The sequence below is a fragment of the Arthrobacter sp. YAF16 genome (assembly GCF_052113385.1).
Classification (GTDB): Bacteria; Actinomycetota; Actinomycetes; order Actinomycetales; family Micrococcaceae; genus Arthrobacter.
Genome location: NZ_JBFRDC010000001.1, coordinates 1,167,262 through 1,188,685, shown reverse-complemented (window position 1 = coordinate 1,188,685; position 21,424 = coordinate 1,167,262). Strand labels below are relative to the sequence as shown.

Here is a 21,424-nt window from a genome sequence, read left to right as displayed (position 1 = left end):
GGCAATCTTAGTCTGCAAAGTGATCCCATCCCACAGTGTCAGCGGGCCTGCCCGCTATGGTGACGCCTGTGCTGTCCGTTGGTGCAGAGGCCTCTACCGAGCCTATCGCAGTGAAACCGTGAGGCAGCTGAACGCCGGCCGGGAAGGCTGCGAGCAGGCCGTGGTCCTCGCCGCCGGCAAGGACCCAGTCCATCGGCTCCGCGCCCAGCAGGGAGGCGGCCGGCTGCAGCGGCACGCCGAGCTCCTTGAGGGCCACTGGGTCCAGGTCCAGCACGGTGTGGCTGGCCGCGGCCATCCGCGCGCCGTCCCGGACCAGGCCGTCGGAAATATCCATCAGGGCGGTGGCGCCGGCCTCCCGGGCCAGCGGCCCTGCCGCGAGCGGCGGGCGGGGGCGGCACTGGGTGTCCATCAGGGTGCGCTGTTCCGAGTTCAGGCCGTCCACGGGGGTACCGGATTCCAGCAACGCCAGGCCGGCCGCAGCGTATCCGGCGGTGCCTGCGAGCGCCAGGGTGTCCCCTGGACGGGCGCCGGAGCGCAGTACCGGGGCCTGGCCGTCCAGCGTGCCGAGGATGGCTACGCTGACGGCGAGTTCGCGTCCGCGGCCGAGGTCCCCGCCGGCCACGGCGCAGTCCGGGGCGCCCAGCTCGCGAATCCCGGAGCTCATCCCGTCCGCGAAGTCCTCCACCCAGGACACAAGGGTGTCCGGGGGCATGGTCAGGCTGACCACCATCGAGGTGGCCCGGGCGCCCATGGCGTTGATGTCACTGAGGTTCTGGGCCGCGGCCTTCCAGCCGACGTCATAGCCGGTGGTCCGGTAGCCGTTGTTCCATTCCAACCGAAAATCCTGGTCCACCACCTGCGTGTCGATGCTCACCACCGTGCGGCCGTCCGGCGCCGCCACGATCGCGGCGTCGTCGCCCGGCCCCAGCAGGAGGGCACTGCTGTCCCCGCCGTGGAGCCGCGGAAAGATCCGGGCAAGGAGTTCGGACTCGGAGAGTTCACCCACGGTCAGGGACTCCGGATTTTGGGGCACGGGCTGCAGCGTTTCAGGCACAGCCCTACGCTACCGCGCAGGGGTGACAACGGCATTTCATGGTTGGAAAGCCACATGCCAGACTCATAGGCATGCCTCGACCGATGCCCCGTGTGCCGCCCGCCCTAGTGCAGGCCCTTGGCTTCACTCTTGGGGCAGTCATACTGTGGCTCATCATCGCGGTCCAACTCTTCGTCAATGTCGACCCGCTGAGCGTGCACCGCACGGACGCCGTCATCATGCTGGGCGGGGCCAGTTCCGAACGGTTGCCGGTGGCCCAGCAGGTCCAGCAGGAAATCGGTGCGCCGATCCTGGCGCTCTCCCATACGGACACGCCTGGGAACAAGACGGCGGACGATTTGTGCAATACGGAGCAGGTCCCCGGCTCGAACCTCGTCTGTTTCCGGCCCGGTGAATACGACACCCGGGGCGAGGCGGAAGCGATCGGCAAGCTCGTCCGGGCCAACGGCTGGAAGTCCATCACGGTGGTGACCTCCAGCTACCACGTCGCCCGCGCCGGCCGCCTGATGGAGCAGTGCACGACGGCGGACGTCCAGATGGTGCCCTCGCACCCTGACTTGTCGCCGAGACAGTGGTTGCGGCGCTTTGTCATCGAGACGGGCGGCCTGCTGGATGTGTCACTGCGGCCGGAGTGCCCGCCGGACGCCCGGTGAGCCCTGGAGGCCCGGTGACACCCGAATGCACGGACCCGGGGCCCGGCGCGTCGCGTCGCGGCGCGTCGCGGGCAGCCTGACCGGACTCGCTCGGGCAGGCCACTCCCGCTACAGCTCGGCGGTGTATTCCTTGAGGCGTTGCCGTGCCGGTGCGGGGTTGAAGCCCGCGGCCGTGATCCGGGATAGGTCCAGCACGCTGTTCTCCGGCCGCGGTGAGACAGATTTCCCGCGGAAGTACTCCTCGGTACTTACCCCGGTGATGGCGTCCCGGGATTTGCCTCGCAGCTCGTAGACCTCGGCAGCGATGTCCGCCCAGGACTGGGGCTCACCGGTGTTTGTGAGGTTGTAGGTGCCGTAGGCCGCGCGGCTCTCCAGCAGGTGCCGGATCCCCGCCGCGATATCTTCCGTGAAGCTGAGGCGTCCGATTTGGTCGTTGACCACCGACGGTTCGATGCCGCGGTCCGCCAGCGACGCCATGGTCCGGACGAAGTTGTTGCCGTCGCCCACCACCCAACTGGTGCGCACGATGTAGTGCCGCGGAACGACGCTGACGACGGCGTCGCCGGCGGCCTTCGACTGCCCGTAGACTCCCAGGGGAGACACCGGTTCGGATTCGTCGTGCGTGCTACGGCTGCCGTCGAAGACGTAGTCGGAAGACACATGGACCAGGGTCAGGTCGTGTTCGACGGCGACCCGGGCGAGCCGGGCGATGGCGGTGACGTTGACCGCCCACGCAGCGGCGCGGCCCTCGGCCGACTCGGCAGCGTCGACCGCGGTGTAGGCGGCGGCGTTGATGATGGCGGAGTAATTCCTCCAGTTCCGCCCGCTGAACGAGTCCTCGCTGCCGAGGTCGAATTCGCTGCGGCCGACGAATTCCACGGACGCGTCGCGGTAGTACTCGCTCCGCAGCGCTTTTCCAAGCTGTCCGTCGGCGCCGAGGATCAGGACCTTCTTTGGCGGCATCGGCGTGACGTCGGCCAGCCGCGGGTGTGCCTTGTCCTTGTCCGAGAGCTCGGCCTCTTCCAGCGGGACCGGCCAGCTGATGGCCGCGGTCTCATCGGCAAGGTTCAGGAACGTGTATTGGCCCTGCGCGTCGGCGGACCAGTGGTCGTTGACCAGATAGGCGTAGGCGGTATTGTCTTCCAGTGTCTGGAAGGCGTTTCCCACTCCCCGGGGAATGAAAATGGCCTGGCTGGGATCCAGCTCGGCGGTGAAGACGGCCCCAAAGGTAGGGCCTTCGCGCAGATCCACCCATGCGCCGAAAATCCGCCCGGTGGCCACGGAAACGAACTTGTCCCATGGTTCGGCGTGGATGCCGCGGGTGGTTCCGGCCGACTCGTTGAACGAGATGTTGTTCTGCACGGGACGGAAGTCCGGCAGGCCCAGCGCCACCATCTTTTCCCTCTGCCAGTTCTCTTTAAACCAGCCCCGGTTGTCACCGTGGACGGGAAGGTCGTAGAGGACGACGCCGGGAATCGGCGTTTCGTGGGCGGTGAGCTTTTTCGAGAACTCGATCGACATGTCCTACTGGCCCTGTTCCTTGTATTTGGCTTCGGTGGCGGCCTTCTGCGGACGCCACCAGTCCTCGTTGTTCCGGTACCAGGCGATGGTGTCTTCGATTCCCGCCTCGAAGTTGGAGAACTGCGGCTCCCAGCCGAGTTCGTCGCGCAGCTTGGCGGAGTCGATCGCGTACCGCAGATCGTGGCCGGGCCGGTCCACCACGTGGTCGTAGGCGTCGGGCGTCTCCCCCATGTGCTTGAGGATCAGCTCGACGACGTCCTTGTTGTTCTTCTCGCCGTCGGCGCCGATCAGGTAGGTCTCGCCAACCCGGCCCTTGGCAATGATCGCCAGGACGGCGGACGAGTGGTCATTGGCGTGGATCCAGTCGCGGACGTTCTCACCCTTGCCGTACAGCTTGGGGCGGATGCCGTCGATCACGTTGGTGATCTGGCGCGGGATGAACTTCTCCACGTGCTGGTACGGGCCGTAGTTGTTGGAGCAGTTGCTGATGGTCGCCTGCAGGCCGAAGGACCGCACCCAGGCCCGGACCAGCAAGTCCGACCCGGCCTTGGTGGAGGAATACGGGCTGGAGGGGTTATACGGGGTATCTTCGGTAAACCGCTCGGGGTCGTCGAGTTCCAGGTCGCCGTAGACCTCGTCGGTGGAGATGTGGTGGAAGCGCTTGTTGTGCTTGCGTGCCGCTTCGATCAGGGTGTACGTCCCGATGATGTTCGTGTCCAGGAACGGGCGGGGGTCGTGCAGCGAGTTGTCATTGTGCGATTCGGCCGCGTAATGAACCACGACGTCGGCGTTGGCCACCAGGCTGTCCACCACTGCGGCGTCGCAGATGTCTCCCTGCACAAACCGGAAGCGCTCCTCCGGCAGGCCTTTGAGGGATTCCAGGTTGCCGGCGTAGCTGAGCTTGTCCAGCACGGTGACATGGCCGTCGGTGTTTTCCATGACGTAATGGACAAAGTTCGAGCCGATAAAGCCGGCGCCGCCGGTGACAAGGAGTTTCTGCATCCGTACAGCCTAACGCGCGCGAAGGGCCGGTTTGCTGGTGGACAAATTGCAGGCAATGATAAGTGCCATGCGTGGAATAATCCTGGCCGGCGGTACCGGCTCCCGACTGCACCCGATCACTCTTGGCTCAAGCAAGCAGCTGGTGCCGGTCTATGACAAGCCGATGATTTATTACCCGCTCTCCACGCTGATCCTCGCCGGCATCCGCGACATTCTCATCATCACCACCCCGCACGACGCCGACCAGTTCCAGCGGCTGCTTGGCGACGGCAGCAAATTCGGGGTGAACATCACCTACAAGCAGCAGCCCAGTCCCGACGGGCTGGCGCAGGCCTTCATCCTTGGCGAGGAGCACATCGGCAACGAGCCGGTAGCGCTGGTCCTGGGCGACAACATTTTTTACGGCCAGGGCATGGGGACCCAGCTCCGCCGCTTCGAAAACATCAAGGGCGGCGCGGTGTTCGGCTATTGGGTCTCAGACCCGGGAGCATACGGCGTTGTCGAGTTCGATGAGAACGGCAAGGCCATCTCGCTTGAGGAAAAGCCGCTCCAACCCCGCAGCAACTACGCAGTTCCCGGCCTGTACTTTTACGACAACAACGTCATAGAGATCGCCAAGAACCTCAAGCCCTCGCCCCGCGGCGAGCTCGAGATCACAGACGTCAACCGCGTCTACCTGGACCGGGGCGAACTCCACGTGGAGATCTTGCCTCGCGGCACTGCCTGGCTTGATACCGGGACGTTCGATTCCCTTAACGACGCTTCGAACTTCATCCGGACGGTGGAGCACCGCCAAGGCCTCAAGATCGGTGCTCCGGAAGAAATTGCCTGGCGCTTGGGATTCCTCAGCGACGGCGAACTCTACGAGCGCGCTGCGCCGCTGGTGAAGAGCGGCTATGGCGCCTACCTTCTGGGCCTGCTCGAAGAGCCTGCTGGCGTCGCAGCGGCGAGGTAGGCCGCAGGATCCGGAATTCGGTTCGAATGCAGATCCAACCGCTGGTGATGTAAGAATTGAGGATGGCCCGGTAGACGTCGTCGACCAAGGCGAGAACGAAACGAGCGAGGAGGACCGACGTTGGAGCATGACGCCGAACAAACTCCGCCGCTCGTTGCGGCGCCCAGGCACCTCCGCCGGAAGCGATTTCGTGCCGACATCCCCGATCCGCTGCTGGTCCCGGACGCCGAGCCATTCCCGTGGGGCCCCCGGCCAGCCGCAAGCGACAAGCCCCGCACTCCCCCGGGTGCCGCGCGCAAGACCAACTACCAGCGTAAGCGGCTCGTCGCCCTTGTCGCTGTCATCGCTGTCTGTCTGGCTGTGCCCGCCCTCGTTGCTACCCTGCTGCTTGCCAGCTAGGAACCATCGGGCCGTCAGCGATGCGATCAAGCACGGCTGCTCGGTGCCATCGATTCCTCGAATCGCACGCATTCCCGTAGCATCGTTGCCGACGTCAACACAAAACTTTGGGGGAATTTTTCATGCTCAAGATCATGCCGATCTTCGGAACCAGGCCCGAAGCCATCAAAATGGCCCCCATCGTAGCTGAGTTGCAGGAATCCCCCCACTTTGACTGCGTTGTCACCGTCACAGGCCAGCACCGCGAGATGCTGGACCAGGTCAACGAGCTTTTCGGCATCGTGCCGGACCATGACCTCGATATCCTGCAGCAGCGCCAGTCTCTCTCCGCCATCATGACGCGCACCATCGACGGCCTGGACCGGCTCTTCACGGGTGACAAACCGGACGCCGTGATCGTTCAGGGCGACACCACGACGTCGACGGCCGGCGCGATCGCGGCTTTCTACCACGGCATCCCCGTCGTCCACGTCGAGGCAGGGCTTCGCAGCGGCGATCTCTTCTCTCCGTTCCCCGAGGAGGCCAACCGGAAGATCACCAGCCAGATCGCCAGCCTGCACCTCGCCCCCACGCCGGTAAGTAAGGCGAACCTGCTGGCCGAGGGCATCAGCGCGGACGACGTGGTGGTCACCGGGAATTCCGTAATCGATGCCTTATTAGCCACTGTAGGCAAGGAGATCCCCTTCACCGACCCGCAGCTCGAAGAACTCGCAGCCTCCGGCCGGCGCATCCTGCTAGTCACCACCCACCGGCGGGAGAATCAGGGCGACGCCATGCGCGGGGTCGGCCGGGCCCTCGCCCGGCTCGCAGATTCCGAACCGGAACTGGTAATCGTCCTGCCGGTGCACAAGAACCCGGCGGTCAGGGAGGCCGTCCTGCCGGCGGTGGAGGGCAAGTCCAATGTAGTGGTGACAGAGCCGCTCCCCTATGGCGAGTTCACCCGGATGCTCTCGCTGGCCCACGTTGTCCTGACCGACTCTGGCGGCGTGCAGGAAGAAGCGCCCAGTCTGGGCAAACCGGTCTTGGTGATGCGGGACAACACCGAGCGGCCCGAGGCTCTCGAGGCAGGCACGGTCAAGCTGATCGGCACGGACGAGGAGCAGATCGTCATTGAGGTGACCCGGCTGCTGCACGACGCTGGCCACTTCGCGGCGATGGCGAACGCGGTAAACCCCTACGGCGACGGCAAAGCCGCCGCCCGGACCGTCGCCGCCATTGAAGAACTGCTGGGCGTCGGCTACCGGATCGCCGAATTTAGCTAGAGGCAGCCTCAACGCTAGGTTGGCTCGCAGGCCCCGCAGGAGCGGCTGCCGGCGACTGGGTGAGTAACCTACGGTTCAGGATCCACGCGCGGTCCCGGATGGCGGCCCAGATTCCACTCAACAGACGGTACCAGCCAAGCAGCGGGTCGCTGGGCTCGCACTCCGCGGCCAGTTGCCGGTAATGCCCGTGCAGTCGCTCGGCGCCCTTGGGCCCGCCTCCATAGGCATACCCAGCCCAGGCCCTGTAAGCCAGCGGGCCGGGGTGAACTAGCGACTTCCGCAGTTCCAATGATGTTTGCGCCAGCGGATCGACGGCGGGACCGGTCTTGGTGATGAGGGCGTCGAACCGGTCGAGCATGTTGTGGGAGAACACGAACATCCTCCGATGCGTTCCTCCGGGCGAATATGTGAATTCCCCAAAAACGGGCCCGGTCGGGCTGTCAAACATGTCGATGCTCACAAACGGCGAATCGACTTCGCGTGAAAGCCGCTGCGCCCACCACAGCATCTCCGGGGCGTGAAGTGGCACTACCGGTGTACCGGGCTTCGTAGTGCCATTCAGGAGATAGTCCCGCCCAAGCCGGAGCGGCCGGAACGACCCATCGAAAAGCACAATTCGCACCGGGCCGGAGTTACGGTCGATCTGCACCACAAGCCCCACGTCGCCGTCGAAGCAGTAGAACTTGTAGTCGAAGGGTATGGCCCCTACGCCCAGCGTGTGAACCACAAGTTCTTCCACAATCCAGCAGCCTTGCTGGTGCCCGAACGATGCAGCCGCCGCGTCCTGGACGCGGACGATTGATTCAACATCCAGGACTTGGAGATTCATGTGGTCAAAATAAGCGCCGGGTCCGGTGCGCTCAAGGATCATGACTCCACGGGAGGACCAGCCGTTGGCCAGTTTCAGCACAAATAAGTCCGGAAGGCCCATCTGGCTGAGGTCCTCCAGGCTGTCCAGCACGGCGAGACGTTCGGGGACCCGCATCCCCAATTGCTCGACGAAAGGATGCGAAATTATCTTCTGCGCCAATTCCTTACGGCGTTCCGTCCCGCGAAGCTTGAATTCCTTTGCTACAAAGGCGAGGAATGGTGATTCTTCATCTACGCGGTCGAATCCTGCCGGATAAGTCTTGTTCAAGTTTTTGCCCCCAATAGCAACTGATAGCCTTGATCGAAGGGAAAGTTGACTCTCAGATCGCGACAGTACGCACTAGCTTATTGACTGCTGCCAAGCCGTCCAAATCGTGGGAAAATTGAAATTGTCCGGGGGCGGGAGCGCTCAAACTTGGCCTCAACGGAGCGAAGTGGGAGCGGAAGTGAAGATGGACCGCAGGGACTTTTTGAGATTGTCGTTGGGAGCGTCAACCGGCTTAGCCCTAACCGCCAGCACGTCGGGACTTGCAGTGGCCAAACCCGGACCTATCGACCAGCGCCGGGTTGCGGCGAACGTGCACGCCGTTCCCCGTGGAGCGCTTAAAGGTATAGGTCTTGCCCTGGGTGACCAGCAAGGGATCAAGCAGCTCGACTCCCTGAATGTGAATTGGTTCTACACGTGGGGCGCAAACTACCCCGACGTGCGCCTGACGCCCGGCTTCGTCCCGATGATCTGGGGCGGAGGGGCAGTCGAACGGGGCGCTGTCGACGACGTCGTGTCTGAGCTGGGTACCACCCACGCGCGGGAACTTCTGGGATTTAATGAGCCGGACCACCCCGAGCAGTCTGCTATGAGTGTGGCGTCTGCGATCAGTTACTGGCCGGAACTGATGGCGTCGGGATTACGGCTGGGGTCCCCCTCGCCAGCAAAGGTGACGGGTATCTGGCTCAAGCAATTCATGGACCAGGTTGCGAAGAAAAAACTTAGGGTGGATTTCATCACGATGCACTCCTACCCGTCCCCGAACTCCAGGGCCTTCCTGAATTCCGTGCAGAACCTTCACAACCGCTACCGCAAGCCCATTTGGATCACGGAGTTTGCGGTGGCGGATTGGGATGCCACGCCCAGCTCGCCCAGCCGCTACTCGGAACAACAGGTCATGACCTTCATGCGCGAGACGGTGGCCGGACTCCGCCGGATGCCGTTTGTCGAGCGTTTCGCGTGGAAAACCCGGGCCGAGGGGGATCCCGTCATGGGGAAGTCTGCGCTTTTCCACACGGACGGGTCCCTGACGCGCGTGGGCCAGCTGTACCGGTCCCTTTAAGCACCCAACACCATTGGCTTCAGCTACGGAACTCACACGACGCACCACATAAGCCCGGCCGAATCAACGACTCGGCCGGGCTTATGTCACTCCCAGTGCTGCGAACCTCTAGATTGCGGCTGCGAGGTCGAGCAGTTCGCTCTTGCGGCCAAGCGAAACAATGTCCCAGCCTGCCGCCCCCCACTTCTCGTGATCCAGGACATTACGTCCGTCAAACATGCGCTTGTGTGCAACGGCTGTCCCCAGTTCGCTAGGGTCCGTGAGGACGAATTCCGGCCACTCGGTCAGCAACATGACCAGATCTGCATCCGCAACGGCTACGTCCATGGAGTCCACGTAGTTCAGCCGAGGATACCGCTTGGCGGCATTCGCGTTGGCAGCCGGGTCATAGACGTTCACGTCCGCACCGCTGTTGTACAGCCTCGCAGCCACGTCCAGTGCCGGCGAATCACGGACATCATCGCTGTTGGGCTTGAAAGCGACGCCAAGAACGGCGACGCGCTTGCCCTCTACTGCGCCCAGCAACGTCTCGGCAACGTGGACCGCTCGGTCGCGGCGACGGAGGTTCACTTCGTCAACCTCATTGAGGAAGCGCATGGTGCTGTCCAGGCCGAGTTCGGAAACCCGGGCTTGGAGAGCCCGGATGTCCTTGGGCAAGCAGCCACCACCAAAACCGATGCCGGCGTTGAGGAAACGCCGCCCGATCCGGTCGTCGAGGCCGATTGCGTCAGCCAGAGTGCGGATGTTGCCGCCGACAGTCTCGGTGACCTCGGAGAAGGCATTAATGAAGGAGATCTTGGTGGCGAGGAACGCGTTGGCCGCAACTTTGACCAGTTCAGCGGTCTCGAAGTCCGTGGTGATAAACGGGGTATCACGGCTGATGGCGTCAGCGTATACCTCTCGCAAAGTGCCCTCGGCGGCATCGGAGTCTACGCCGATGACCAGGCGGTCGGGGCGCAGAGTGTCTTCCACCGCAAAACCCTCGCGCAAAAACTCCGGGTTCCAGGCGAAGTTGACCGTCACGCCGTCGCGCGACTCCTCGGCCACGAGGCCCTTAAGTCGACGTGCAGAGCCCACCGGAACGGTGGACTTTCCGACGATCAGGGAATCCTTGGTGGCGGCCCGGGCAATCGCTGCCACCGATGCGTCCACGTAAGTCATGTCCGCAGCGTGCTCGCCGGCCCGCTGCGGGGTACCGACGGCGATGAAGTGAACGTCACCGAATGCGCCGGCCTCTTCGAACGAGGTAGTGAAGCGCAGGCGGCCCGATTCGGTGTGCTTGCGCAGCAGTTCGGGCAGGCCCGGCTCGTGGATGGGCAACTCTCCCCTGCTGAGGCTGTCGATCTTTTCCTTATCTACGTCGACGCCTAGGACTTCGAAGCCCAGTTCAGCCATGCATGCCGCATGGGTTGCGCCGAGGTAGCCCGTGCCGATTACGGTTAGACGAAGTGACACTAGTCCCCCAGTAGCTGCAGTAAGTTCGTTGTCTGGGCGAAGATCACGCAACCAAACGGGTCCACTATATAGCCTGCTGTTCGATTATCCGGCTCTCCGATGCCCACAAGCGACCGACAGGGTCGACATCCACCTGAACCGCTTCCTCTTGATACAGCTGATTTGCCGGGCAGGTGTCTGTTTCCATGGGAAGCGCCTGAGTCCGGATAGTAGGCTGGAGCGCAATACCCCCATGACGAAGTGAGAGAACCTGCGTGACGACAGCGATTGAGGCTAAGCCTGCCTGGGCCACCTGTAATTTCCCGGTCATGTTAGATGAAAGCGTGACCCAGCGGGTGGTCGCCGGCGCGGTGCTGTCTAGAGCGGAGAGCGGCTCCATCTTTTGGGACAAACCTGCACCCCGCAGTTTCGTCCGGGGCGCCGTCTACGACAGCGCAGGGAAGTTGTGTGCCGACTCTCAGCGGATGGGGGGCGTCAACGCCGACTTGGTAATATCCGTCAACCCACCGATCCTTGCCCAGCGTGAGCGGCTTGACGCTGAGGACACTCGATTGGTCGGTCAGTGGCTCTACGCAGGGTCTTGGATGCACGGATTCGGCCACTTCTTGGTTGAGACACTTCCCACCCTTTGGCCTCTGTTCGAGTCAGGGGCGGAGTTCGATGGGATCGTGGCCCACAGATTCAACTCCCCTCGAACCTACGACTGGCAGTTCGAAATATTGCGGCTTTTAACAGACGTCGAAGTCCACGTCGTCTTGGACACCCCAGCCGTGGCCAGTCAGCTCACCATAGCTACGCGCCCGTACCACTACCAACGCCACATATCGGCCGTAGCTGACAAAGTTTGGACGGCCGTGTCCGAGGCGGCAGGAGGGGCTATCGCTGCGCCCGTGTACCTGTCTCGCACTCTTTTTCACAAGGCACAAGGCGCACACTCGGAACGAGAATTCGCAAACTCCGAGTCGGTCGATGACGTTTTCCGGGAATACGGGTTTGACGTTCTCTTCCCCGAGACGATGTCCGTCACGGATCAAATCCGAGCAGCGCGCTCTGCACCAATTTTGGCCGGGCAATCAGGCTCTGCCTTGCACCTGAGCGTCTTTCAGCAGCCTGGCGGCAAGGTTCTCGAAGTGGGAGACTCTCGAACTAGAGGGAAGATGATCGCCACACAACAGGCAATTTGCGCAATCAAGAAACAGCAGGTTGCGCAAATTCCGTACAAGGCTGATGACGCTGGAAATTTGGATCTTCCCAACCTGCGGAACGCCCTAGCACCCCTAATCTCTTAGGCGGACTTGCGCCTTACACTTTCCACCCAACGGTCCCCCGATGGCGTTGACATCCTATTGAACTTCATGCCGCGAACCGAGTCCCGATACCCCCATCCAGTCGTCCGCGCGGGGCAAGTATGCTCCGACCTCGGGCAATTCTGAGGGCTGCCGGTCGCCGATCCCGCTAGTTGTTCCAATTCCACTCAGGCAAGAAGACCCACTTCTGCCCGGCGAATCCGCCATAGAAGAAGCCGTGGCTCGCAGGAGACGCCGGAATCAGCCTCAATCAAGGCCTCCGGGCCCCGTACGGGAGACAATACGGCGTCGCCTCTCCAACGCCGTAAACGGGCCTTACGAAACTGAGCTCCGGGTCAGGCGCTTCACCCTTGCTATCAGGGCATCCAAAAAACCCGAGGCGGTTCGTGCGCTAAAGTGGGTTGCTGGATATGACTTTCGAGGGGGAACGCATGGTAATTGCCGACTGGAATGTGCGGATCGGTCAGGCCGTGGCCGGGAGCAGGTACGAGAGCTGTGACAATGGGCTCGGAGATGGCAATCGGAGCTTCGCGGCATGACGTCGATTTGTTTCGTTTCTGAAACTGGGCGAAGTGAGAGACCCATCAGCGACCCATCGGTACGGTATCGGTGCTATCACCCTGCTGAGGTGCTGGTTGGCCAGGGCAACTTTGCCTCGGTATACTCGGCAACGCAATTCTACAAAGACCCCAATTTCGATTACGACGTCTATGTATTCCACCGGCCCAACACGGCCCGTGCAAACTTCTTGCCTGTCATCCGTCATCTGCGGAGGGCCGGCAAAACGCTCATCGCCGATTACGACGACCTCATCTTTGGCGACGAGACCATCGCTTTGCAGTCCTCGGCGGCAAAGAACAGGACACTGACACCCGAGAGGGCCATCGCCGCATTCGCAAGCAACCTCTCGGGCCTGCGGGAGTTCGACAAGGTGACGGTCTCGACTGTGCCGCTTGCACAGCGGGTAAAGGAATCTAATCCGGACGCCGAAGTGAACGTCGTACCGAACATCATCCCACCTTCGGTGTTGTCCATCCATGGCGAGCTCGAGACGTACCTCGTGCCGCGCCCGCATACGGCGATTGGCTACTTCGCAGGGACCAAGAGCCATGACCGCGATTTCCCCGTCGTGGCCGATGCGCTGCACCGGGTGTTGATGGAGAACCCCGACTTCACACTGATGATCGTAGGACCGGTCGCGGTCCCGTCTTCACTCGCTGCGCTGCCCAACGTCAGCACGGCGCCCGTAGTTAACTTCTTGCGTCTGCCGGGGCTGATGACGCATTGCAGCACGGTGATCGCCCCATTAGAGATGAGCGACTTCAACGCGTGCAAGTCGCGGGTGAAGTTCCTCGAAGCAGCACTGTCGGGCTGCCGCCTGCTCGCGAGCCCCATCCCGGACATGCACGCCAGCGGATCTGGCCTGGCCCTCATGGAGTCCGCCGACGACTGGTACGAGGCCTTATCCGCGCCCGTGAAATCTGTTGACTACAAGCCCCAGGCGGCGGAGAACTTCGATTTCCTTCGTAGCACCTCCCACGTGGACGGTCTGACGACATTATGGAGTGAATCATGAGAGTCCTCATCTACGTTGAGCCGCATCCGATCCGGGACAGCCAGGCAACGTTCAAGGACATAGCTCGGGACTTCCTTCCGCTACTCGCGGGGTCCACGTCGGATTTCGACGTTCGCATGTATACCACGCGTGCCCTGGTGGGCGCCCTCGGAGACAAGGCCCTGGCCGGGTTGGAAAAGCGCCTCATTCGGGCGAGTCCCGCTGAGGAAGTTCTGTTCGCCGAGCATCTCTGCGACTGGGAGACCGAGGGCACCCCGGCATGGTTGAATCTTATGGCGGGTGGAGATGTCGCCGACGACTACGTCGAGATCCTGCACCGCGTCTGGAGTGTCTTCCCCTACGACATCATCGTCCATTGGGGTGAGAATGGCGCCGTGACGCGATTCGTCGAGGAGCGGCCCGTGACGCGCATTGCGATGGAGCTCGGCTGCACCCGTGCCCCGTTCCTTCAGAGCGTTGTCATGGACCCGTTCGGCACTAACGGCAATGCGATCGTCCCCCGGCTGTCGGTGGAGGACCTGCGCGGGATCGTCGGCGACAACCCTATGACTGCCGCCGAGACACTCTACGGCTACTCGGCGAACATCGAGGCCCTGCCCTACGAACAACAGTTCCTACCCCTCGAGGGTGGGGACTGGCCCGCCCGGGTCCTCGGCACCGCCCGGAAAATAGCGTTCCTCCCGCTCCAGCTCCACGACGACGCCAACCTCTTGCGTTTCTCCAAGTACGAGACAGTCGAAGACGTCGTCCTCGACGTCGTGCCTAAGCTCGCGGCCGCTGGTTACCTGACCGTCATCAAGACACATCCTGGTGCCAAGATCCGGCAACAGTCCAACCTTGCCTTCTCCCTGGCCCGGGCCGCGTTACGCCCTTGGGCGGACGACGTTGTGTGGCTGGATGCTACAAAGGCGGAGTACAAAAATGCCCAGCTGGTTGCGCTGGCCGATCTGGTGGTGACGGTCAACAGCTCCGTTGGGTTCGAGTCGCTGTACTTTGACAAAGTCGTTTCCGTGCTGGGCGACGCTGGCTACAAGCCTACGGGCCTGTTCCCCGACCTCGACGAGGCGATCTCCGACGCCTTCGACCTGCCGACCTACCGATACGGGATCGGCCTGCTTCGCCGCTTCATGCTCGGCGGATACCTGGCGAAAGACGCCGTTCGCGGCGACTTCCACGCCTTCCAGAGCGCTGCTGTCACCATCGACGCGGCGCGCCGTGGCTACGACGGCGACGCCGTCGCCATTGCAAAGCGCATCTATCAAGCGTTCAGCTTGGCCAGGGAGCACCAGAGCCGTGCGCGAATGGTGAAGGGGGGCTCCGTACCCGGATCGAACGAGTTCGGCTTGCCTAACCTGATGCCGGCGCGCCCCCCAGCGCTCGAGCCGACGTTAGCCGACATCTCGCGCGCCGGGTACTCCGGCCCGGCCCGCAGACTCCTGGCCCTAGTCGGTGCAGTTGACGCCGACAGCTTCCGCAAAGCCCTGCTGACGGCGTTCGCCGATCCGAAGACCGCGGAGAAGTACGTCCGCGCCGCGCGAATCGTCGACGAGTCGTTCTATCTCACCACGCATAGCGACGTCGCCAAAGCGGGGAAGGATCCAGTCCATCACTGGGCGCGCTACGGTCTACGCGAAGGACGCAAGCCTAGGCGTGGTCTCAACGTCGGCTCGGTCGATCGACTGGTCGACGAGCTGGTCGCCGCCGCTGAACCGGTGCTCGGCGGCATCCCCGATTTTCCCGACTTCCCGTTAGATCACGATGCCGAAACTCGCCGTCAAGCCAGCCTCGCCGCGATCCGGAGTGGCCTCGACACGCGAGGAAACAAGCTGGCCGTCGTCGCGCATCTGTATTATCGCGATCTCGTCCCGGAGATCCTCGAGAGGCTAGCGAACATCCCCGAGGGGTTCGACCTCGTGGTGACGATGCCCGACTGGGGCAACCGCCACATCGCGGAACAGGTCCGCGCGGTCTATCCAAACGCGCTGCTCTACCCGGTGGTTAACCGCGGCCGCGACATTGGACCATTCCTCGACGTGCTACCCGCGATTCTCGAGCACGACTACGATGCGATCCTTCACCTGCAGACCAAGGCCGGCTACTTCCATGCCGGCCGCCTGCGCCGCGACCTCGGTGAGCTGTGGCGCGGCGAGGCGTTGGACGCTCTGCTCGGCAGCCCTGCTCGTGTGGCGGCGATCCTCGACGCCTTCCGGACAGACCCCGCTGTCCGCGAGGTCGGGCCGCAGCCGCACTACCTCTCACTCACAAAGTACCCGTACCACGACGGGGGCGAACTCGGTGAGTCGCTCCTAGGTGCGACCCCCGATGAGGGGTTCTTCGCTGGGACGATGTTCTGGGCCCGGCCGGACGTCTTGCGCCCGCTCGTAAGCCGGGGTGCACTCACCTTGACGAGCTTCGCCGAGGAGACCGGCGCGAACGACGGTGCGTTGGCCCACCTTGTGGAACGCCTGTTCGGCCACGCGGCACTGGTCGACGGCGGCGTGATCCTCGGCGCACCCGTCGACCCGGCCGAGCCCCTTATCACGGACCTCCAGCCTCTGGCGGTCACGATCCATGAACATATGGAAACCGCCCTCGCGGCGAAGCAGGCGGCGCGCAAGACGCGCGCGCGGGGGGCACTGGCATGGTAGGTAATCCGCCGAGCGTCGCGCTGGTCGCTGGACCATCCCATCTCGTTCGCTGGAGCCAGCACGTACGGGACGGGGTCGTTGAGTCACCATTGGAATGGGGCCGATTCATTGGGATCGGGGGTGCGCCGATATGGCACGCGTCGCTTTTGAAGCAGGCAACAGACGTAGCAGGCCCTGAGGGAGATGTTGCCGTCCTCGTCGGCGACTTCCGGTTCGGGAACGGCATCCTCCTAGAGGACCCGGTGCCTTCCGACACCCTGCTGGACGGGTTTCTCGCCATCGCATCCGGAGCGATGACCCTTGAGCATGACCGGGCCATGCTGCAGCGTGGCGTGGCAGGGTTGCGCGCCTGGCATGAGACTTTCGGAGCCCGCGCACGGTACGTGCTTTGGGATGCCTTCGGTAGGCAGGTCCATGATCGCCTCGCGGGTCGACACATCGTAGAGAAGCCCTATCGGCACCCGGTGTTCAACTACGACGAAATCGTCGCTGCGCTCCCCGGGCTCGACATCATTGACTTGTCGCCGCTTCTGCTCCTGCCGATGCACGAAGTGCAACGTCTGTTCATCGACACCAGCAACCATCCGTCGCAGATCGGGTACCGGCTGCTCAACGGACTGATCTTCGACGACCTCGGCGCGCTCGAGGCTTATAACCGCGCCGTGGAGACGTCCGAAGCTGAGTTACTGGAGCTAGCGCGCGGACTGACCCAAGCTGCGGGGCGAAGGGTGCTGCTCACTGGCCGTTCGGTGTGGCTGGACACGCTCTCGCAATACCTCGGCGCGACAGGCGCCCAGCGGCTGGCCGAGGCCGGATTGATATTGGCTCCGCTCGACCGCGTGCCGGGTCAGCGCCCCCCGGCGCAGATGGTGAAGGACGTGGATCTGTCGCAGTGCGCTTTCGCCGTCGTGTCAGCGGGTGGAGTTGACTTGTCGCGACAGCTAGCAAGCGCGTTCGGGACTAATGCGTCGCGCTGGGCAGGCGCACCGGCCATTGACTGGGAGAGCGCGACGGAGGCCGCGATCCAAGATCGAGGCGAGACGCCCGCGTTCACGCGTGTCGACAAGAGCCTTCCCGTGCGCGACGATGCAGTCCCCCCCGGCCTCGATCCATCGCATGTCGAGTTCGGTCCCGGCGGCATGCCCTCATGGACAGGCATCACGGGACTGCTGCGATGCATCGTCGACGACGGGTTGTGGCGACTCATCCCCGAGGAGCTCTGGAGGATCGAGAGCGAGGTGCTCATCACCAAGAGCGGTGTGGCATTCCTCGCCGGCGGCAGCCACGAGCCGCTCAAGCACGCGACCGGTGAGCTGCGCCCTTCGATGGCATCGCTACTGTCATTCTCGGAGAACGTCGAGGCGCGAGCCAGCCACACCGAGGCGCGCGGCATCCGCTACGCACACGTGGTGTTCCCCGACAAGCAGTCTGTGCTGGTCGACGAATTCCCGTTCGAGCCCGTCGTCAGGCTCGGCCGGACCTACCTCGATCACGCGTCGTCCGATGCCGCCTCACACATCATCTATCCGGCTGCCGACCTCCAGTCGATCGACGGCTCCTGCATGCCTCTCGACTCGCACCTGTCCGACACAGGATCGTGGGTCGTACTCCGCCACATGCTCGAGGCCGTCGGCGTCGATGCGCCCGCTGCCCTGACGGCGATCGAGCGGCGCATCACGAAACCGCGGCGCTGGCCGGGCGACCTCGGCAGCAAGCTTATGCCTCAACTCTTCCAGGAGGTGCTGCACCTCGACCCGGACTGGGAGTTCACTGAGCTCAGTAGCGGAGGCGGCTTCAACGACGGGATGATCGATATCCTATTCAGCCCGGACGCGCCAGTCGATAGGACTGTGCTCCTCTTCGGCGATTCGTTCTTCCGCATGATGCTGAAGCACCTCAGCGGCGTCTTCACTCGCGTCATCTGCCTGCGGACCAGGTTCTACCATCGAGAGATGGTAGAACTTATCGAACCAGACATCGTATTTACGGGCAACGCTGAACGCTACCTGTCTCGGGTCGACTCCGACGATGAGGCAATCGCCTTCATGCTCTACCGCCAGGTGCGCGGCACCACCGAACATTTCGAACCCGAGTTCCTGGACGCCTGGCGTAGTGTCACGTCACCGCGCACCGCGAAGTCCAAGACATATTTAGTGGATCATCGAGTCGCGAAGGAGAAGGAAGTGCCGCGGTTGCCTGTCGGAGACGCCGAGTGGGCGATGACGGAGGCTCCGTCTGGCCACGTAGGAACTCAGGCGGTCCACAGTTCTCGGGCCCGAGCGTGCTACGACGCAGCTCCGTTCTTGAGCCTCAAGCACACTACGTACTTCTCCGTCTACGACCATCTGTTCTCTCGCTTCGTCGGCAAGGCCCCGGTGATCGTCGAGGTGGGAGTCCTCAACGGCGGCTCGCTGTACATGTGGCGTGAGTTTTTCGGGCCAGATGCCCGGATAATAGGTGTCGACCTCAACCCTGAGGCTGTTTGGCTGCGCGAGGAGGGCTTCGAGATCCACATCGGCGATCAGTCCGACCCGCAGTTCTGGGAGGAATTCTTCCGCCAGGTCGGCGACGTCGATATCTTCCTCGACGACGGCGGACACACGTATCCCCAGCAGATCGTCACCGCGGCATCGGCGCTCGACCACATCCGGAACGAGGGGCTGTTGGTTGTCGAGGACACGCACACGTCGTATATGACGGAGTTCGGGGGCCCAAGCAACACCTCCTTCGTGAGCTGGGCACTCAATCTGGTGCACGGCGTCAACCACCGTTTCTCCGCATTCGTCGAGGACCACGACCCGGAGTTGCGGGTGTGGACAGTGCAGTTCTTCGAATCGATCGTCGCGTTCCACGTCGACCGCCCACTCGCGACCGTCGTATCCCAGTCCACAATGAACGACGGCGAGGGTCGCGACGCTCAAGATTTCCGCTACCGCTCCGAGCACACCATGACCGACGATGAGCTGAGGGTCTACTTCAAGCACTGACCAAGTCGAGACGCGGCCAAGGTCTGCCCCGCTTCAGCGGCGGGGGGAGGGCTGGTTGGTCACCACGCCGAGCACCTTCTCGCCGTCGGCGACGAGCACAGACGAGATCCGACGGCTTTCCATGAGCGCGAAGGCGTCCTCCATCCGCGTGGTCGGGGCGACCATCGTAGGTGTCGTTGTCATGATGTCTGCTGCCACGAGCGAGAAGAAGGCGTCGCCATAGGCCTGCACGGCCCGACGAATGTCGCCGTCGGTGATGATAGCGGGGCCGCTCGGCGTGGACACGAGAGCGATGCCGAGCTGGCTCTTGGTTATATGTCGGATGACCTCGAGGATTCGGTCGGTAGGCGAAACCCACGGAAGGTTGCTCTTAATCATCACGTCGGTCACCAGCTCAAGGAGACGTCGCCCGAGCGACCCCCCCGGGTGTAAACGGGCGAAGTTCTCAGGCGCGAAGCCGCGCGCTTCCATAAGAGCAACCGCGAGCGCATCGCCCATCGCAAGCGCGGCAGTTGTGGAGGACGTCGGCGCGAGGTTCAGCGAGCATGCCTCCTTAGCGACCGAGACATCCAGGTGAAAGGTCGAGTGGCTCGCGAGGGTCGAGGTGGGGTTCCCCGTCATCGCGAGGATCCGATTACCGTTGTCGAGCAGGAAAGGCAGCAGAGCGACGAGCTCCTGCGTCTCGCCGGAATTGCTGATGCCGAGGAAGTAATCGGCTTCCGTAGCCATCCCGAGGTCGCCGTGGAGTGCTTCGGCTGGGTGCATGAAGAAACTCGGCGTGCCAGTGCTCGCGAGGGTCGCGGCGATCTTGCTCCCGATAAGACCCGACTTGCCCATCCCGCACACGATCACGCGGCCCGAGGAAACGAGGATGTCCTCGACTGCCCCTTCGAAATCAGCGCCCACGCGCTCGATGAGGTCGGCTACGCCCTGCGCCTCGGCGGCGAGTACCCTGCGGCCGGCTTCCGCGTGCTTTCGTGCCGGGCTTACTGTGGCGTCACTGAACGACATGGCTGCTCGTCATCGTTTCTACTAGGGGTCTGTACATGTCCTCCAGGCTCAGCCCGCGTGCTGCGAGCACATGCTCCGCAGCCTCGCGGGCGACGCCACGCCCGCCTGGGCGGGTAAGCACGACGTCGGCGGCGGCGAGCACGACGGGGTGGGCATCGCTGGGCGCGTAGAACCGGCCCACGATACCCGCAAGCGGCAGGTCGACAACGTCGTCGCCGACGTACGCAACCTCTTCGCTGGAGATCCCCTGGTCCGCCGTGATGGACGCGAGCGCCTCGGACTTGCCTAGCGTACCGGTCACCGCGACATCGAAGCCGAGCTGCTTGATCCGTGCGTCGAGCGGCGCGCTCGTCTTCCCTGACAGCACGCCGCAACGGATCCCATGTACATGTAGGAGCGATACAGCGAGCCCGTCCTGCACGTGGAAGCCCTTGACCGCCTCGCCGGACCCATCCATCCAGATGGTGCCGTCGGTAAGCACTCCGTCGACATCGAACAGGACGAGTTCGATCACGCGATATCCAGTACGGGGAATGATTTAACGAGATCGTCGATCGCCTTGACCTGCCCGAGGAACCCTTCGAGCGCGCTCAGCGGCAACGCGCTCGGGCCGTCGCACCTTGCATTGTCCGGGTCCGCGTGCGCCTCAACAAACAGCCCGGCGATGCCGAGCGCCATGCCGGAGCGGGCGAGCTCGACGGCCTGACGCCGCCGCCCTCCGGAAGCGGCCGCGCCCGCCTCGCGGCGCTGCAGGCTATGCGTGACATCGAAAATCGCGGGCGCTCCGCCGCACGCCTCGACCATCTCACGGAAGCCAAGCATGTCTACCACGAGGTTGTCGTAGCCGAACTGCGACCCACGCTCACACAAAATCACCTGCTCGTTACCAGCCTCTGCCAACTTGCGCTGGATGTGGGCCATCTGACTCGGGCTCAAGAACTGCGGCTTTTTGACGTTGATGGGACGACCCGTCTTCGCGAGCGCCACGACGAGGTCCGTCTGGCGGGCGAGGAACGCCGGTAGCTGCAGGACATCCGCCACCTCAGCGACGGGAGCGGCCTGCGCGGGCTCGTGGACGTCAGTGATTACCGGGATGCCGAACTCCGACTTGACGGCGGCGAAAATCTTTAGGCCTTCGTCAAGCCCGACGCCACGGTATGAGTCGACTGAGGAGCGGTTCGCCTTGTCGAAGGATGCCTTGAATACCAGCGGCATATCGAGCTTGGTGGTCACCTCGACATAGCGTGACGCGGCTCGGAGTGTCGAATCGAGGTCTTCGATGACGTTGATCCCACCGAAGACCACGCAGGGGCGATCATTGGACACAGAAATGTTCGGCCCTACGGCCACGGTTTTCGACATGCACCGATCCTACTAGACTAAATCTATCTCCCGT

Annotated in this window: 16 protein-coding genes; 8 read left to right on the top strand and 8 right to left on the bottom strand. The window is 63.2% G+C overall.

Going from position 1 to position 21,424, the window contains the following annotated elements; translation table 11 throughout:
• Positions 1 to 7 precede the first annotated feature (7 nt).
• A complete protein-coding gene (locus tag AB4Y91_RS05520; protein WP_441417864.1) occupies positions 8 to 1,033 on the bottom strand; it encodes a thiamine-phosphate kinase in 1,026 nt (341 codons plus the stop codon).
• A 92-nt stretch (positions 1,034 to 1,125) separates the two neighbouring features.
• On the opposite strand from AB4Y91_RS05520, the gene AB4Y91_RS05515 reads away from it, so the two are divergent.
• Positions 1,126 to 1,707: a YdcF family protein gene (locus AB4Y91_RS05515; RefSeq protein ID WP_441417488.1), complete on the top strand. Its 582-nt coding sequence runs from the start codon at positions 1,126 to 1,128 to the stop codon at positions 1,705 to 1,707.
• 108 nt (positions 1,708 to 1,815) lie between these two features.
• Here the strand turns inward: AB4Y91_RS05515 and AB4Y91_RS05510 are convergent, their stop codons facing one another.
• Together AB4Y91_RS05510 and rfbB are read right to left on the bottom strand one after the other, a co-directional pair.
• The gene (locus AB4Y91_RS05510; protein ID WP_441417487.1) at positions 1,816 to 3,228 is read right to left on the bottom strand and encodes a sugar nucleotide-binding protein; all 1,413 of its coding nucleotides are present in this window, start codon (positions 3,226 to 3,228) and stop codon (positions 1,816 to 1,818) included.
• Between the two features lie 3 nt (positions 3,229 to 3,231).
• Positions 3,232 to 4,230, bottom strand: a complete 999-nt coding sequence (gene rfbB, locus AB4Y91_RS05505; protein ID WP_441417486.1) for a dTDP-glucose 4,6-dehydratase — start codon at positions 4,228 to 4,230, stop codon at positions 3,232 to 3,234.
• A 67-nt stretch (positions 4,231 to 4,297) separates the two neighbouring features.
• Here rfbB and rfbA point away from each other — a divergent pair, with 67 nt between their 5' ends.
• Positions 4,298 to 5,185 carry a glucose-1-phosphate thymidylyltransferase RfbA gene (gene rfbA / locus AB4Y91_RS05500; protein ID WP_441417485.1) on the top strand — a complete coding sequence of 296 codons (888 nt, stop codon included), beginning with the start codon at positions 4,298 to 4,300 and terminating at the stop codon, positions 5,183 to 5,185.
• A 521-nt stretch (positions 5,186 to 5,706) separates the two neighbouring features.
• Positions 5,707 to 6,846, top strand: a complete 1,140-nt coding sequence (gene wecB / locus AB4Y91_RS05495) for a non-hydrolyzing UDP-N-acetylglucosamine 2-epimerase (RefSeq protein WP_441417484.1) — start codon at positions 5,707 to 5,709, stop codon at positions 6,844 to 6,846.
• On the opposite strand, the gene AB4Y91_RS05490 is transcribed toward wecB, so the two are convergent.
• Positions 6,839 to 7,984, bottom strand: a complete 1,146-nt coding sequence (locus tag AB4Y91_RS05490; RefSeq protein WP_441417483.1) for an ATP-grasp fold amidoligase family protein — start codon at positions 7,982 to 7,984, stop codon at positions 6,839 to 6,841. The genes wecB and AB4Y91_RS05490 overlap by 8 nt on opposite strands.
• 184 nt (positions 7,985 to 8,168) lie before the next feature.
• On the opposite strand from AB4Y91_RS05490, the gene AB4Y91_RS05485 reads away from it, so the two are divergent.
• Entirely contained in the window at positions 8,169 to 9,044 is an 876-nt protein-coding gene (locus AB4Y91_RS05485) for a glycosyl hydrolase (RefSeq protein ID WP_441417863.1), read from the top strand.
• Positions 9,045 to 9,152: 108 nt separating this feature from the next.
• On the opposite strand, the gene AB4Y91_RS05480 is transcribed toward AB4Y91_RS05485, so the two are convergent.
• Positions 9,153 to 10,499: a UDP-glucose dehydrogenase family protein gene (locus AB4Y91_RS05480; protein ID WP_441417482.1), complete on the bottom strand. Its 1,347-nt coding sequence runs from the start codon at positions 10,497 to 10,499 to the stop codon at positions 9,153 to 9,155.
• A 254-nt stretch (positions 10,500 to 10,753) separates the two neighbouring features.
• On the opposite strand from AB4Y91_RS05480, the gene AB4Y91_RS05475 reads away from it, so the two are divergent.
• The 4 genes from AB4Y91_RS05475 (at position 10,754) to AB4Y91_RS05460 (ending at position 19,017) form a co-directional block, all read left to right on the top strand.
• Positions 10,754 to 11,788, top strand: a complete 1,035-nt coding sequence (locus AB4Y91_RS05475) for a glycosyltransferase family 61 protein (RefSeq protein ID WP_441417481.1) — start codon at positions 10,754 to 10,756, stop codon at positions 11,786 to 11,788.
• Positions 11,789 to 12,434: 646 nt separating this feature from the next.
• Entirely contained in the window at positions 12,435 to 13,382 is a 948-nt protein-coding gene (locus AB4Y91_RS05470; RefSeq protein ID WP_441417480.1) for a hypothetical protein, read from the top strand.
• Positions 13,379 to 16,030 carry a rhamnan synthesis F family protein gene (locus AB4Y91_RS05465; protein ID WP_441417479.1) on the top strand — a complete coding sequence of 884 codons (2,652 nt, stop codon included), beginning with the start codon at positions 13,379 to 13,381 and terminating at the stop codon, positions 16,028 to 16,030. The genes AB4Y91_RS05470 and AB4Y91_RS05465 overlap by 4 nt, the downstream gene beginning before the upstream one ends.
• Positions 16,031 to 16,272: 242 nt before the next feature.
• Positions 16,273 to 19,017 carry a hypothetical protein gene (locus AB4Y91_RS05460; RefSeq protein WP_441417478.1) on the top strand — a complete coding sequence of 915 codons (2,745 nt, stop codon included), beginning with the start codon at positions 16,273 to 16,275 and terminating at the stop codon, positions 19,015 to 19,017.
• Between the two features lie 33 nt (positions 19,018 to 19,050).
• Here the strand turns inward: AB4Y91_RS05460 and AB4Y91_RS05455 are convergent, their stop codons facing one another.
• The 3 genes from AB4Y91_RS05455 to kdsA are packed head-to-tail and all read right to left on the bottom strand — an operon-like array spanning position 19,051 to position 21,390.
• Complete coding sequence (locus AB4Y91_RS05455) at positions 19,051 to 20,028, bottom strand: KpsF/GutQ family sugar-phosphate isomerase (RefSeq protein WP_441417477.1); 978 nt, start codon at positions 20,026 to 20,028, stop codon at positions 19,051 to 19,053.
• Positions 20,015 to 20,542 carry a KdsC family phosphatase gene (locus AB4Y91_RS05450; protein ID WP_441417476.1) on the bottom strand — a complete coding sequence of 176 codons (528 nt, stop codon included), beginning with the start codon at positions 20,540 to 20,542 and terminating at the stop codon, positions 20,015 to 20,017. The genes AB4Y91_RS05455 and AB4Y91_RS05450 overlap by 14 nt, the downstream gene beginning before the upstream one ends.
• Positions 20,539 to 21,390, bottom strand: a complete 852-nt coding sequence (gene kdsA / locus AB4Y91_RS05445; RefSeq protein ID WP_441417475.1) for a 3-deoxy-8-phosphooctulonate synthase — start codon at positions 21,388 to 21,390, stop codon at positions 20,539 to 20,541. Before kdsA ends, AB4Y91_RS05450 begins: the two co-directional genes overlap by 4 nt.
• Positions 21,391 to 21,424: the final 34 nt, after the last annotated feature.

Coding starts and splice junctions, on each gene's coding strand:
- AB4Y91_RS05515 (WP_441417488.1), top strand. CDS start 1,126: ATGCCTCGACCGATGCCCCGTGTGCCGCCCGCCCTAGTGCAGGCCCTT.
- AB4Y91_RS05510 (WP_441417487.1), bottom strand. CDS start 3,228: ATGTCGATCGAGTTCTCGAAAAAGCTCACCGCCCACGAAACGCCGATT.
- rfbB (WP_441417486.1), bottom strand. CDS start 4,230: ATGCAGAAACTCCTTGTCACCGGCGGCGCCGGCTTTATCGGCTCGAAC.
- rfbA (WP_441417485.1), top strand. CDS start 4,298: ATGCGTGGAATAATCCTGGCCGGCGGTACCGGCTCCCGACTGCACCCG.
- wecB (WP_441417484.1), top strand. CDS start 5,707: ATGCTCAAGATCATGCCGATCTTCGGAACCAGGCCCGAAGCCATCAAA.
- AB4Y91_RS05485 (WP_441417863.1), top strand. CDS start 8,169: ATGGACCGCAGGGACTTTTTGAGATTGTCGTTGGGAGCGTCAACCGGC.
- AB4Y91_RS05465 (WP_441417479.1), top strand. CDS start 13,379: ATGAGAGTCCTCATCTACGTTGAGCCGCATCCGATCCGGGACAGCCAG.
- AB4Y91_RS05455 (WP_441417477.1), bottom strand. CDS start 20,028: ATGTCGTTCAGTGACGCCACAGTAAGCCCGGCACGAAAGCACGCGGAA.
- kdsA (WP_441417475.1), bottom strand. CDS start 21,390: ATGTCGAAAACCGTGGCCGTAGGGCCGAACATTTCTGTGTCCAATGAT.